This window comes from Nocardia donostiensis (genome assembly GCF_002081715.1).
Taxonomy (GTDB): Bacteria; Actinomycetota; Actinomycetes; order Mycobacteriales; family Mycobacteriaceae; genus Nocardia; species Nocardia donostiensis.
Map to the genome: position 1 here is coordinate 1 of NZ_MUKP01000030.1, position 13,467 is coordinate 13,467.

The 13,467-nt window shown below is 64.2% G+C and carries 13 protein-coding genes; 4 read left to right on the forward strand and 9 right to left on the reverse strand.

All coding sequences use genetic code 11. The features are described from left to right. The coding region (locus B0T44_RS18530) for a GTP-binding protein (RefSeq protein ID WP_081512277.1) at positions 1–599 on the forward strand (599 nt) is incomplete at its 5' end. A 268-nt stretch (positions 600–867) separates the two neighbouring features. Next, the gene (locus B0T44_RS27215) at positions 868–1,005 is read left to right on the forward strand and encodes a hypothetical protein (protein ID WP_175648005.1); all 138 of its coding nucleotides are present in this window, start codon (positions 868–870) and stop codon (positions 1,003–1,005) included. Positions 1,006–1,074: 69 nt separating this feature from the next. Here B0T44_RS27215 and B0T44_RS18535 read toward each other — a convergent pair whose 3' ends face one another. Further along, positions 1,075–1,605, reverse strand: coding sequence for a VOC family protein (locus tag B0T44_RS18535; RefSeq protein WP_077116791.1), 531 nt, complete (start codon positions 1,603–1,605; stop codon positions 1,075–1,077). Between the two features lie 538 nt (positions 1,606–2,143). On the opposite strand from B0T44_RS18535, the gene B0T44_RS18540 reads away from it, so the two are divergent. After that, complete coding sequence (locus tag B0T44_RS18540; RefSeq protein WP_081512279.1) at positions 2,144–3,031, forward strand: Rieske (2Fe-2S) protein; 888 nt, start codon at positions 2,144–2,146, stop codon at positions 3,029–3,031. Between the two features lie 286 nt (positions 3,032–3,317). Here the strand turns inward: B0T44_RS18540 and B0T44_RS18545 are convergent, their stop codons facing one another. Together B0T44_RS18545 and B0T44_RS18550 are read right to left on the reverse strand one after the other, a co-directional pair. Next, positions 3,318–4,127, reverse strand: a complete 810-nt coding sequence (locus B0T44_RS18545; protein WP_077116699.1) for an enoyl-CoA hydratase/isomerase family protein — start codon at positions 4,125–4,127, stop codon at positions 3,318–3,320. A gap of 112 nt (positions 4,128–4,239) precedes the next feature. After that, on the reverse strand, positions 4,240–5,427 hold the full coding sequence (locus tag B0T44_RS18550; RefSeq protein WP_077116700.1) for a thiolase family protein: 1,188 nt from the start codon (positions 5,425–5,427) through the stop codon (positions 4,240–4,242). Positions 5,428–5,579: 152 nt separating this feature from the next. Here B0T44_RS18550 and B0T44_RS18555 point away from each other — a divergent pair, with 152 nt between their 5' ends. Further along, complete coding sequence (locus B0T44_RS18555; protein WP_081512281.1) at positions 5,580–6,173, forward strand: TetR/AcrR family transcriptional regulator; 594 nt, start codon at positions 5,580–5,582, stop codon at positions 6,171–6,173. Between the two features lie 257 nt (positions 6,174–6,430). Here B0T44_RS18555 and B0T44_RS18560 read toward each other — a convergent pair whose 3' ends face one another. The 6 genes from B0T44_RS18560 to B0T44_RS18585 all read right to left on the reverse strand — a co-directional run bounded on the left by B0T44_RS18560 (position 6,431) and on the right by B0T44_RS18585 (position 12,864). Next, the gene (locus B0T44_RS18560) at positions 6,431–7,192 is read right to left on the reverse strand and encodes an SDR family NAD(P)-dependent oxidoreductase (RefSeq protein ID WP_077116702.1); all 762 of its coding nucleotides are present in this window, start codon (positions 7,190–7,192) and stop codon (positions 6,431–6,433) included. A 24-nt stretch (positions 7,193–7,216) separates the two neighbouring features. Further along, a complete protein-coding gene (locus B0T44_RS18565) occupies positions 7,217–8,032 on the reverse strand; it encodes an enoyl-CoA hydratase/isomerase family protein (RefSeq protein ID WP_175648006.1) in 816 nt (271 codons plus the stop codon). 106 nt (positions 8,033–8,138) lie between these two features. Next, entirely contained in the window at positions 8,139–9,704 is a 1,566-nt protein-coding gene (locus tag B0T44_RS18570) for a class I adenylate-forming enzyme family protein (RefSeq protein WP_077116703.1), read from the reverse strand. 14 nt (positions 9,705–9,718) lie between these two features. After that, on the reverse strand, positions 9,719–10,621 hold the full coding sequence (locus tag B0T44_RS18575) for an SMP-30/gluconolactonase/LRE family protein (RefSeq protein WP_077116704.1): 903 nt from the start codon (positions 10,619–10,621) through the stop codon (positions 9,719–9,721). Positions 10,622–10,867: 246 nt separating this feature from the next. Next, a complete protein-coding gene (locus B0T44_RS18580) occupies positions 10,868–12,016 on the reverse strand; it encodes an acyl-CoA dehydrogenase family protein (protein ID WP_077116705.1) in 1,149 nt (382 codons plus the stop codon). Between the two features lie 59 nt (positions 12,017–12,075). Then, positions 12,076–12,864, reverse strand: a complete 789-nt coding sequence (locus B0T44_RS18585; protein ID WP_077116706.1) for an SDR family NAD(P)-dependent oxidoreductase — start codon at positions 12,862–12,864, stop codon at positions 12,076–12,078. Between the last annotated feature and the right edge of the window lie 603 nt (positions 12,865–13,467).

Below are 13,467 nucleotides of genomic sequence, written 5' to 3' on the forward strand. Positions count from 1 at the left end.
ATGCACCCATAGCGGCTCTGGAACGGTCCATCCGGGTAGCCGATGGCGTGATCGCGGTCATGAACGCTGCCGTGCAGAGCGCCCCGCGGCTCGAGACGATACTGCGAGTTGCCGATGACCATCAGGTCGCACGGCTGTGTCTGGTGACCGGACTCGATCATCCCGCCGCCGACTTCGACCGCTGTGTCCGTACGATCGCAGACATGCACGGGGCGGTGCCGTTGGCGCTGCAGATTCCGCACGGCATCGGCACCGAATTCGAAGGTGTCGTCGATCTGGTCCCGATGTGGGCGCTCGAACCGATAGCCGTCGAATTTTACGGGAGCCATTGGCAAGTCGCCGAGGAGTGGTACCGCAACCTCGTCGATACGGTGATGGAACAGGACACCACAGATCCGAACGACATCCGCAGTCTGCGAGAGATCCCACCCGAACAGTTACATGATCGCGTCCGCTGCCTCACACATATCGGCGACGCTGCGCCCGTCCTGTGCGATGCGACCCCATGGAGTCACATCGCCCCGCTCCTGGACGCCATCGTCCGGTATCTGCCGTCTCCCATGCATGTCTGTCAACCAGAACACGCCCTCGACTATTGACAGACGCCGTCATGGACGGATGACACGAGCAGCGCTCACCCTAGGCATTGCGGTGTGCGCAGCGCCAGGATCACCCGCAGCATCCCCTCACCCAAACAGAGCACCGTCGGATCACCGGTCGCACAGCCCGGTGCGCACCCGTCAAGCGAAACCCCGCCACACTGATCCGAACACTCGCCCCTTCCGCTGGCTCGACGGGGATGGTTGGCGGCCATCCAGCGTGAGTAAAGAACTGTCGTCTGCCGCTTTCTTCGATCTTGGGGGATAAGTGTCCGAAGCTGCTCGTCCACTGGAAAACGCAATCGCCGCACCCACGTTCGTGTTCATACACGGTCTGTCCAGCAACAGCTTCTACTGGACGCCCGTAGTCCGCGAACTGGCCGCCATCCTCGGCCGCCTCACCTGACCTCGCCCTCACCCACTCTCACCGGCCTACCCCACCGGCCGGGCAGACACCGCTTCGCTCACCGTCAGCTCACTGTGCGGCGTGCCGTGCCGCGACCCGGGCCCATACCGTCGGGTCAGCGCGCGGACCGCCCGGGGATGACGCGCCGTAGCGCTCGATCTCGGCCGCGAGATCCAGCGGCGCGGTCAGCGACGCGCCCGGTCGCAGCGCCTCTTCGACGTGCTCGTCGGGCACCAGCCAGCACACTTCGAACTCGATCCCGTCCGGGTCGCGGCCGTACAACGCCTTGGTCGAGCCGTGGTCGCCCGCACCGGTCAGTGCCCCCGCATCGGACAGGCGCTTCCACACTGCGGAAAGCTCGGCCAGCGTCTCGACCTCCCACGCCACGTGATACAGCCCGATCGACCCGGGAGCCGGAATCGCGGCTCCGCGGGACTCGAACAATCCCAGATCGTGGTCGTTGGCCGATCCCGCATGCCGCAGGAACGCACCCCCGGGGAATGCGCCGGGAAGGCGCTGGAACCCGAGCACCTTTTCGTAGAAGGCAAGACTGCGCGACAGGTCCGACACGTACAGGACGACGTGGTTGATTCCCCGCATGCTCCGGGTAGCCTCCTCGACCGATGGTTTCGTCCACTCAGCCGCGGCGGTGAGTGGAATCCGTTGCTCTCCATCATCCTCGGCCGCGCGATCGATGTCCCCATGCTTCCCGGAGAGCGGAACGAGTGCCACTGTTTCCGGCCCGGCGTCGCATCGGGTACCACCGATCACCACCGGCACCGAACACCGCTCGCTCGAGTACATGCTCGACCGCAAGGGTGCGGCCCTACGGATAGCGAAATGACTGGCGCTTGTGCCGAAAGCGCGAGCACGGCCCGCCCCGGGGCACACCTGATGGGTAGCCGATGGTGCGCTCCCGCTGACCAGGAAGACCAGGGATGGTGGCGTACCGGATGTATCTACGGCGTGAGTGGCATCACTGCCGTGACCATGGTCGGACGCGTCGCGGGCGGGAGCGGCTGAGTCCCTCCCCCTGCAATAGCGGCACCACTGCATCGGCTACCTCTTCGGCCCAGCGTGTAACCCGAAGCCTGTCGGGTAACGCGCACCTAGTCCGTATCGACGAAAGGGGTATGCCGTGCCCGTCTCCACCCCATTGCGACCGTTGACCAACACGCTCGAGCAAGCCAGGAAACTGGATGCGCCAGCACAGACTGTCGCCAAGACGGTACGCCAACTCCTCTCGAACCACACCCTGAAAGACACCATCAGTGGCACATCGGTGGGCCACCCCGTGCATCCACCCCTGACGGACCTGGTGATCGGCCCCCTACTGGCGACATCGCTGCTCGATGTTCTCGCCACACGCACCGGGGACCGTGCGGCACAACTGCTGATAACCGTCGGCATCGCCGCAGGCACCCCCACCGCGCTTACCGGGATCAGTGACTGGGCCGATACCGAACTGTCCGACGAGAAAGTACGCCGACTCGGGCTGGTCCACGCTGTGGCGAACGCCTCCGCACTGCTGATCTACGCTGCGTCGCTCACCGCCCGCCGACGCGGCAAGCGAACCCGCGGAAAACTGCTTGCACTGACCGGAGCCACGCTGCTGGGCGGCAGCGGTTACCTCGGCGGCCACATGTCGTACGTGCGCGGCGTGGGCGTGAACCAGACCGCATTCGACCCCGGGCCCGAGGAGTGGACGCCGGTGGTTGACGCCACTGAACTGCGTGACCGGCAACCGTACCCGGGCGAAGCCGCGGACACCCCGGTCCTGCTGGTGCGCGACGGCAGCGACATCTACGCCATCCACAACCGTTGCGGACACCGTGGCTGTCTACTCAGCAATGGTGAACTACAGGGACACGTCGTCACATGCGCGTGTCATGGCTCGCAATTCGATATCCGCGACGGCACCCTCCTGCGAGGACCCGCCACAACAAGCCAGCCCGCATTCGACACCCGCGAGAGCGACAGACGCGTCGAGATCCGTCGATCCCCACAGGCTGGCGCAACCCGGTGACGCCGACAGATATCCCCACTCTCGGCATGGGGCTGACTCGAATACCGCTGCGGACGAGTGGGCGCGTGGCATCTTCGCCGATCCGCCCGCCCAGGGCTCAACCGAGCAGGACTGACACAGCAGCGTCCGATACAGCGACCCAACCTGCTGGCCTGCAGTGGCCGATCAAGGCGGCCGGTCTCTGTTCGCGAACGAGCTGTGCCACAGCTACCCGATAACCCTTCACTGTCTGCTGGTGGAACAGGTGCGCACAGCGGTCGTCAGGTAGTTCTCCGGCCTGCTGTGATCACAAGGAGGTGAAGTCCGGCTTCCGACGCTGGGCAAAAGCATCGAGAGCCTCCGCGTGCGCTGGACCGCGCATCGTGAGGACCTCGTATGCCAGCGAGGCGTCGAGAATCGAATGCGCGAGTTGCTTCAGGCCGATATTCACCGACACTTTGGTCCACCGGATGGCTTCCTGCGCTCCCGAAGCAAGGCGCCGCGCCATCTCGGCTACTACCGTATCCAACTCTTGTGCAGGCACTGCGTAATTGATGAGCCCTATATCGGCGGCACGAGTAGCCGAGAGCTGGTCTCCGGTGAACAGAAACTCCTTGGCTCGTGCATATCCGACGAGTTGCGGCCAGATGATTGCACCTCCATCACCGGCCACGACGCCCGCCGAGACATGCGGATCCCCGATTCGGGCATCGTCTGCCATGTAGATCATGTCGCAGAACAGGGCCAAGGTCGCGCCGAGACCGATGGCATGTCCATTGACCTTGGCGATGATCGGCTTCTCGAGGTCGAGAAGGGAGGTAATGATCCGTTTGGCGTCTTGTACGCCGAGGTAGTAGCCGCTACGGCCCTTCTCCTGGGCATCCTCGGCAAACGCTTGCACATCACCACCGGCACAGAAGGCACGCCCTGCCCCGGTCAGGATCACGACAGAGGTCTCGTCGTCCACTGCAACATCAGCGAAGATTCGGCTCAGTTCCTCGTGCAGGTCGTGGTTGACAGCATTGAGTCGATCCGGGCGGTTCAATGTCAGTGTCAGCACAGAACCGTCGCGGGTGGCGAGGATATTGTTGTACGTGCTGTAGTCGATGACGGCCATGGTCTTTCCTTCCGTAGAGAGCTGAGGGCATCGAAATCGACGCCGACCCGATCGGGGTGTGTTGTTCACCCGCCACCAGGCACGGTGTCGGCGATCTTTCCGACTTCGGGGGTCAACGGCTGAGGATCGTCACCGTCGCTACGGCGGCGTCCGGCCCCATATAGCCCCCCGCGTTCTCGGCGAGCGCGACCCGCGGCTCACCGACCTGCCGAGCCCCGGCGCGGCCACGCAACTGGTCCACCAGCTCGACGACTTGGCCGAGACCGGTGGCCCCGAGCGGATGTCCCTTACTCTGCAAACCTCCACTCGGGTTGACCGGCAGCTCGCCGCCGATTCGCGTTGCTCCCGCACGCAGCTTCGTCAATGCCTCGCCGGGGCCGCACAGACCGAGTTCCTCGAGCACAATCAGCTCCGCCGGTGCCGCGGCATCGTGGCATTCGACGACATCGACATCCTCGGGCCCGATCCCAGCCTGTTCGAACGCGCGCGCCGCGGCCGTCGGCACCAACTCACCGAGCACTCCCCTACGTCCACCTGTGACCACCGTGCCGCGCAGGTATACACCGTCGGCCTCCCAACGGCGGGCCAACTCCGGGGCAGCGACGAGTACGGCGGCGGCGCCGTCGCTCATCGGCGCGCACATCGGGACTGTGAGCGGACCACTGACGCAGCGGGCCGACAGTACCTCGTCGATCGTGAGCGGCTTGCCGTATTGAGCCTTCGGATTGCGTGAGCCGTGCTCACTGTTCTTGACCGTGATCCGGGCGAAATCCTCCTGCGTCGCCCCGGTCCGTTCCATATAGCGTTTCGCCGCACCTGCGTAGAAGTCCATGAACACTGAACCGGTGCCGCTGGAACCGAGTTCGGCGAGCACTTCCGGAAGATGTTCCTGGTCGAGAACAGACGTCAACGCCGACAGAGCGCGCGCCTTGTCTTCGATGTGCAGTTTCTCCACTCCGACCGCCAGCGCGGCATCTACTTGCCCGGAAGCAACAGACAACCATGCCTGGTGCAGCGCAGTCGAACCAGAAGCGCAGGCGTTCTCCACGTTGACCAGCGGAATTCCGGCCACCCCTGTGCGCGCCAACGCATTCTGCCCCCGCGCCGACTCCTGCCCCTGAAGCAGGCCGGACAGCACGTTGGCGTAGTAGATCATCCCCAATTCGGCCGGTACCTCACTACCGAGGCCGGCATCTGCCAGAGCCGACTCGACGGCCTCGGCGGCCAGACCGGACACGGTTCTGGCAGGTTGCTTACCAAAGGCGGTCATACCGCACCCGACCACGACGACGTCCCGCACGGCGCTTCCCTTCGTTCGATGTCACGATCACTTCAATTCTAACTTACCAGGCAATATATTTTGCCTCCACCGATGCGGTGTTACCAGAAGCACAGCATGTTGCGCAGTGAGCCGCCAATAGTGAGATAAGCTGGCATAATAAGGAGGTTGAAATGGCAAGGAAGCGCGCGACGAGCGTGCAACAACTGGTCGATGCAGCGGCGCGGGTATTCGAACGTAAAGGTTTTGTCGAAGCCACGATCAGTGATATCGCCGCTGAGGCCGGTGTCAGCAAACCCACCGTCTACCAGTACGTCACCTCCAAGCGGTGGCTGCTCGAGACCATCGTCGAGCAGGTGATCTATCCGCTGCGGCACAATATCGACGAGATCGTCACCAGCGACCTTTCGGCGCAGGAGAAATTGATGCGCTACGTGCAGGTGCAGGTGCACTCCGCTATTCGGTATCGCACGTACTACGCCGTACTCATCGCAGACCAGCACCAGCTCTCGCCGCAGGCGCTGCGTAACTACAACTCATGGGCCCGCGAAGTGAACCAGACGGCGGCCGACCTGTTCGAGTTGTGCGCCGAGGAGGGGGTTGTGCGCGCGGACGTCGACGTGATGACGATGGTCAACTTGATCAACGGAATGATGCTATCGATTTCGCGCTGGTACGACGACAGCGGGCGGTTGAGTCCCGAAGAGCTGATAGATCAAACGATACGGCTGCTCTCCGGGTACATCCTTGTCGTTCCAGCTGATTGAGCCGCCTCGTCCGTCTCGCATTTCCGCTGATGTGCGAATGAGCACCGAGACAAGGGATAGCGGAGCGACAGCGGGACAGAGCGCTAACACTCGGAGGTCGATGTCCCGCCCGCGGCGCCGGTTCGCTCCGGCAGTCGGGCGTCCCGACCACCACGATCGACGCTCGAGAGCGATCCTGGCGATACCGAGAACGCTCGGGCAGACCGCGTCGTCATCCGCGGTCCGCCCGAGGCACTGGCGATCCGGCCTGCTATCTACTAATGAGCACCGAGTCGAGTCGCTGCGTCGAGGCGGATACATTCACCGTTGAGGTAGCGGTTCTCGACAATGCTGCGTACGAGATGGGCGAACTCGCTGGGCTGACCCAACCGACGAGGCTCGGTGATCATCCGAACCAGACCGTCGTGGACCCGGTCGGGCAACCCTTCCGACATCGGAGTCTCGAACAATCCGGGAGCGATGGCGTTCACACGGATCCCACTACCGGCTAGATCGCGAGCCACCGGCAGGGTGAAACCGATAACCCCGGCTTTGCTCGCGGCATACGCCGCTTGCCCGGTCTGCCCTTCATATGCGGCACCGGACGAGGTGTTCACCACCACGCCCCGCTCACCATTGTCGAGCTCGTTGTTCAACATGGCCGCAACGGCCATCCGCATCACGTTGAACGTGCCGCACAAGTTGACCCGGATGACCCGGTCGAAGTCCTCCAGGGAAGCGGGCCCGTTGCGCGAAACGATCTTCGCGGCAGCCAAGACACCCGCCGTGTTGACATTCAGGTGTAGCGCGCCCAGCTCTCGGACCACCTGACCGACAGCGTCTTCGATGGCGGCTGCATCGGTGACGTCCGCGGCGAGGGCGAGCCCACCGCCGAGTTCCTGGACGACTTCCTCAGCTTTGGCCTTGTCCTGGTCCAGGACCGCGACCACGGCGCCGTGACGAGTCAAGTCCGCGCAGACCGCGCGCCCCAGACCCGAGGCACCACCGGCTACGAGCGCCACTTTGTTCTTCAGATCCATCGAGCCTCCTCGCTCGTCGGCAGTTCAGCGGTCGCTGAACTGCGGGGTGCGCCGTTCCACGAATGCCCGCAACCCTTCGTCGAAGTCCCCGCCGCTTGCGACATAGCGTTCGCACTCGGCGATCTCCAGCGCGAGCGCCTGATCCAACGGCTGGTCCATTCCCTCCTCGACCACCCGTTTCATGGCGGCAAGTCCCGCCGCGCTATGGGTGGCGAGTTGTTCGGCGAGCGCTTGGACCCGCGCGGACAGTGCATCCGCAGGTACGGTCTCGTTGACCACACCGCAGTCACGCATCCGCGCGGCATCCCAGGGTTCGGCGGTGAACAGCAGATACTTGGCCCGAGTACTGCCGATCTTGCGCGGCAATCGAACCGCGCTGCCCGCGCCGGGGAACATCCCGAAACGAGCATGCCCGTCACTGAGCACAGCATCCTCGGCGGCGACCACGAGATCACAGGCGAGTATCAGTTCGAAACCGCCTGCGATCACATTGCCGTGCACCGCGGCGATCACCGGCAACGGGTGACGGGAGATCTGGGCACAGACCCCACCTACCGAATGGAGAAACTCGGACAACGCCCGCGCACCGGCGGCACCCGATCCGCGAGCCATTACTCTCTTCAGATCGGCACCGGCACAAAACGACGGACCGTTCCCGGCGAGGACCACAACGCGGGTGTCCTTGTCCTCCTCCGCCTGTCGCAGTCCATCGGCGATACCAACAACCACTTCGGGTGAGAGCGCGTTATGAGCTGCCGGCCGATTGAGTGTGATCCATGCCGCCGGACCACGGCGTTCGTACACAACCACCGGCTCGGTACCGGTGTTGAGGTCGGACACTGTGCACTCCTCACTTGTGACGATCCCGGGTCGTCAGAACCCGGAACGTCGAGATGATCAGTCCCGTGGCGCCGATCGCGGCAACCACGTGTTGGCTACCTGGCAATCAAGCCCGGCCGAGCCCGTCGGGGGCCACAAAGCAACGGTCTCGGACCTGGCGGCGCAGAATCTTGCCGAGCGGTGTTTTGGGTAACTCGTCGACGAACCGGACGGCGGTGATCTTCTTGTGCGAACCGACTCGCTCTCGGGTCCACTCGATCAACTCGTCCTCGGTCACCTCGCTGCCGGCTCGGATCACGATCGCCGCGTTCGGAGTCTCACCCCACTTCGGATGGGGCACACCGACAACGGCGACCTCCTGGACGGCGGGATGCGCAGCCAGCGCGTTTTCCAGTTCGGCGGGCCAGATATTGAACCCACCGGAGTTGATCAGGTCCTCTTTGCGGTCGGCCAGATACAGGAAGCCGTCCTCGTCCAGATAGCCCATATCTCTGGTGCGGACACCGCCGTCGGCGGTGAACCGCGCAGCGCTCGCGGCCTCATCGGCCCAGATGCCCGACATCGTGCACGGGGAATGGGCCACCACCTCCCCGATTTCGCCGGGCGGCAGCACGTTGCCGTCCTCGTCCTCGATTCGGATCCACACATTGGGGGTGGGTCGTCCGGCCGAAACGAGGCGGCGACGTTCGTCATCCGTGCCGTCCACTCGGTGATACCGAGGAGGCAGCACGCCGATCGGAAGAACCTCGCTTTGGCCGTATATCTGGTACATGATGTTGCCCCACAGCCCGAGAGCCTTCCCCAGTGTGGTCTCGGAGATGGGGGCGGCGCCGTACATGACCGCCCGCAAGCTAGAGAGGTCATACGTCTCGGCTCCGGGCCGGTCGGTGATCATCTGGATCATGGTGGGCACCACCAGGGTGCAGGTGACCTTCTCGCGTGCCACGAGGTCGAGGAACACCCCCGGGTCGAAACTCGGCATCACGATGGTGGTCGCGCCCACCGCCAGCAACGGATAAACGAACATACCGGCGGCATGGGTGAGCGGTCCGGCGGCGAGGTAGCGATCGGTCTCGTCGAGACCAGGCAGCATCATCGCATACTCGTTGCCCATACCCATGGTCGCGCCGACCGAGATCATGATTCCCTTGGGCAGTCCCGTGGTTCCGGCGGAGAACCGGATCACGTGCAGGTCGTCATCACCCAGCTGTACGACGGGTTGCACAGCAGACGCCGCCGCCAGCGCCTCCTCGTACCGGGTGACTCCCTCTGCCTCCCCGACGTCGCCGAGCACGATCACATGCCGTAGCCCGGGAATATCCGCGAGATGGCCGGCCAAACGCTCGTAGTAGTGCGCTTGGACGACGAGTGCCTTCGCGTCGGTGTGCTCGATGAGGTACTTGTGGCGCTCGGGCGCGTCGTGAGCGTGTAGCGAACAGCGAACGAAGCCACCGATCGCCGTGCCGACGATCAGCTCGAGAGACTCGAGACAGTTGTCGCCGAGCAGGGCGACCCGGTCGCCCTGCTCCAGTCCACGATCGAACAACGCATTCGCCAAACGGCTCGCCCGTTCGCCGAGTTCGGCGTAGGTGAGTCGCCGGTCACTGCAGCTGACCGCGATGTGATCACGGTAGATATGCGAAACCTTCTGTAAGAGCCGTGCAGGATCCATGGTTACTCCTGTCGCTAGCTGTTTCCGGCGACCGGAACGTCGACTCGGGTCGCTACCAAGGAGGCTGTGCCGGTTACCCCTTGGGCCGCCTCGAAGAAACCCTCGGCCAGGGCGAGCACCAACTCGGTACCGTCGGCACCTCCGAGGGCACACGAATAGAGGTTGGTTCCGCCGGGGGCAGCGATCTCGTCGGTGACTTTTCCGTCCGGCGAGACCCGCACACAGCGCCGGTTCGCCGCGTCCGCCACCCACACATGGTCCTCACGGTCGATGGTCAACCCGTCCGGCGCCAGCTCCAGCGTGGTGAGCATCTCCGCCGCGCTCGCCGTCGGCACCGGCTCTGGCCCGAACTGAGCCAGTACGCGCCTGTCGGAAAGTGTTCCGTCGGCCGCGATGGTGAAGGCGGTCAGCCGTCCGGCGAAGGTCTCGGCGACGATCAGGGTGCGTCCGTCGCCGGTGACCACGACCCCGTTGGGGAACCACAATCCCGACGCCGCCACCCGCACAGATCCGTCGGCCTCCGCGCAGAGCAGGTCGCCGGTCGCGGGTGCGGCGCCGTTGACGATGTCGAAGCCCATACTTCCCACCCAGGCACGACCGGCGGTATCCACGAACATGTCGTTGATCCAGTACTCGCACAGCTCCGAGAAGTCGGCGTGGTAGGACACCTCGCCGTCAGCGGTTCGGCGCAGCAACCGGCGATCCTTGATCGATACCACGAGCAACGAATCGTCGGGCAGCCAACCGATCCCGGAGCACAGCGCATCGACCTTCATCAGATCGGTCCGTCGTCCCTCGGGGTCGATGCTCAGGACGATGCCGCCGAAGGCATCCGCGGCATACCAGCGGCCATTGTGCCAGCGCAGCCCCTCGAAGTAATCGCCGCCGTCGACAAGGGTGTGGAATGTCCTGCTCATCCGGGTTCCTTTCGGTGTATTGCTGAGATGTCCTAGCTAGTGGAGTGCCGCGGCAGGCCGCGGCAGAGATGTCGTCCGGACGGTCTGGTAGTCCAGTTCGTCGGGCTTGCAATGCGTTCGGCGTGAAGACGGATCCTGAGCTCTCGCCGGACTGCGTCGACGACGCCGACAGGTTGTGCGCCGCAACGACCCTGCGCCATGGCGACACACCGGCAGCGGCTTCCTCGTAGCTGCTGCGGAGCAGCTTCACAGTCCGTAGGATCTGCCGATGATCTCGCGCTGGATCTCGCTGGTGCCGGCGTACACGGTGGACACCACTGCTTCCCGCAGATACCGCTCCATATCGTGCTCCTTGGTATAGCCGGCGCCTCCCATCAGCTGCATACCTTCGACCGCCAGCCGCTTGGCGGTCTCGGTGACCTTGAGCTTCACCATGGAGGCCTCCCGCGGCACCTGCCGGTGCGGATCCGCATCAAGCTTCCGGGCGAGGTCGTAGACCAGGAGCCGCGAGCACTCCAGCTCGGTGGCCAGGTCGGCGATGCGGTGCCGGATCGCCTGGAAGCTGCCGATAGGGCGCCCGAACTGATGTCGCTGGCGCACGTATTCCAGAGCGTCGTCCAAGATGCGACGTGCGTGCCCGAGGAACATCGCACCGCACATCAGGCGGTCGGTATTGAGGCAGCTCATCATCTGGTGCCAGCCCCCGCCCACCTCGCCGATGACCCGAGCGGCGGGCACCACGACATCGGTGAAGTAGACCTCGTTGACTTCATCACCGCCCAGGGTGGGGATCGGTCGCACAGTGATGCCGGGGGTGTCGGCAGGTACATCGATCATGGTGATGCCCTCGTGTTTGTCCTCGCCCCGACCGGTGCGGCAGAGCACGAAGATCCGAGAGGCCAGGTGGGCACAGGAAATCCAGGTTTTCTGGCCGTTGATGACGTAATCGTCGCCGCGGCGCTCCGCCTTGCAACGCAGGGATCCCGCATCGGAGCCGGTGTCGGGTTCGCTGATGGCAGTGGCGAGTATTTCACCGCGGCAGACCGAGGTGAGGATGTCCTGTTTCTGCTCTTCGGTGGCGAACCGTTCCACAACCGACGCGCTGACCAGGGTGACGGCCAGACCGAACAGCGGGGCCCGGCCATAGGCCATCTCTTCCACCAAGTGGCAGGCGTCGGTGGCGCTGCCGCCGCCTCCGCCGTACTCCTCCGGTAGCGCGCAGCCTACCCAGCCCAGGTCGGCGAGTTTCTGGTGCAATGGCTGACTGTGGGACAACCGTCCGCCCTCGGTCAGCGCCTCACGCTGCTCCCGGGTACCGCATTCGCGCTTGGCGAATTCCTGTAGCGCCGTCACGAACTCCTGCCGGTCGGCATTACCGACCGTCGCTGTCTGCATACTCGAATTTCTCCTGTACATGGAATGTCGGTGCTCACGTGCTCGGCACGAGAGACGAATCAGCCGCTACCGTTGTCGACCCGGTAGAGCAGCCCCGAGGTGAACGACGCCTCGTTACTGACCAGATGGACAGCGACGGCGGCGACCTCGTCGGGGGTCCCCCAGCGTCCCTGCTTGGTAGCGAGGTACTGGTCGATGTTCATGCCGAGCCCGTGCCCCAAGATCTGCGACCCCTTCTCGGCCGCGCTGGTCTGCACCAGGCCGGGGACGATGGCGTTGACCCGGACCCCGGCCTCCCGGAGCTCGGCGGCGGCGGTTCGGGTCAGGGCCTCCACACCCGCTTTGGCGGCCGAGTAGGCGGCCATCCCTGGCATCGCACGCCCGGCCGCGATCGAGGAAAAGTTGAGTATTGCCCCGCCACCGCTACGCCGCATCATCGGCGCAGCGTGTTTGATGCCGTAGAAGGCACCGTCCAAATTGACCCTGACGACCCGCTGCCACTGGTCCACATCCAGGTCGACAATCTCCGCGCCGACTCCCAAGCCGGCATTGTTGACCAGGATATCGAGCCTACCCAGTTCGGTTGTGGTGGAACGGATAGCACTGGCGACCTCGGCTTCCTTGCTGACATCGCAGCGGACGAACCGGCATCCGGCACCCAGTCGCTCTGTCAGCGCCCGCCCGGCCTTTTCCTCGATGTCCGCGAGGGTCACCAGAGCTCCCTCGGCGACAAACCGAGTAGCGATCGCTGCACCGATGCCATGAGCCGCACCGGTTACCACCGCAACCTTGCCGGCCAATCGGCCCGTCCCGGACGGAAGCGAATCGTCGTCCCCAGACCGCCTCATTGCGCCTTCCTTCTGACGATGAATGATATAAGTTTCCTCACTGGTAAGTATTAGACCCTCCGCCTTCATGAGTCAAGGGGTAAGCGAGATATCGGCAGCTGCTCCACCGCACAGCCCGCGGTTTCGCGCAGAACACGGTTTGCGGGAAGCTGTTCGAACCCTGAGTCGAGCAGAGCAAGCCTTGACCAGCCCCGGTCGACGACCACAGGGCGGACACCTCTCGACAAACGCCGCCGGAACGCGGGAACAGCGGAGCATTACTCCCCCGACCGGGGCACTCACGATGCATGGAGGGTCCCCGACCAAGGAACGACCGACACCGCCGCCCCCGACACGCCCACATGACGACGCTTACACAAGAAGACACCATCCGACCCACGATCGACCGACGAGCCCGACCCGGCCCCGATGCGGCGCCACAACAGACGTTCCAGCCTGCTGACAACTCGGAAAATTAACCGGTAGATCAATATTGATACATACCTCTACCCCAGATCGCCGGGAGATAAACTCCGGCCGCCGGTTTCGGATGAGACGATCAAGCAGAGGGCACGCTGCACACCGTGGAGACATTCGCATTCGCATCGTCGGCTACCTCGTGGC

Bases quoted from the DNA above. Each gene is read 5' to 3' on its own strand.
- B0T44_RS18535 (WP_077116791.1), bottom strand. From the start codon at position 1,605: ATGCGGGGAATCAACCACGTCGTCCTGTACGTGTCGGACCTGTCGCGC.
- B0T44_RS18545 (WP_077116699.1), bottom strand. From the start codon at position 4,127: ATGGCCGTCATCGACTACAGCACGTACAACAATATCCTCGCCACCCGC.
- B0T44_RS18555 (WP_081512281.1), top strand. From the start codon at position 5,580: ATGGCAAGGAAGCGCGCGACGAGCGTGCAACAACTGGTCGATGCAGCG.
- B0T44_RS18560 (WP_077116702.1), bottom strand. From the start codon at position 7,192: ATGGATCTGAAGAACAAAGTGGCGCTCGTAGCCGGTGGTGCCTCGGGT.
- B0T44_RS18570 (WP_077116703.1), bottom strand. From the start codon at position 9,704: ATGGATCCTGCACGGCTCTTACAGAAGGTTTCGCATATCTACCGTGAT.
- B0T44_RS18575 (WP_077116704.1), bottom strand. From the start codon at position 10,621: ATGAGCAGGACATTCCACACCCTTGTCGACGGCGGCGATTACTTCGAG.
- B0T44_RS18580 (WP_077116705.1), bottom strand. From the start codon at position 12,016: ATGCAGACAGCGACGGTCGGTAATGCCGACCGGCAGGAGTTCGTGACG.
- B0T44_RS18585 (WP_077116706.1), bottom strand. From the start codon at position 12,864: ATGAGGCGGTCTGGGGACGACGATTCGCTTCCGTCCGGGACGGGCCGA.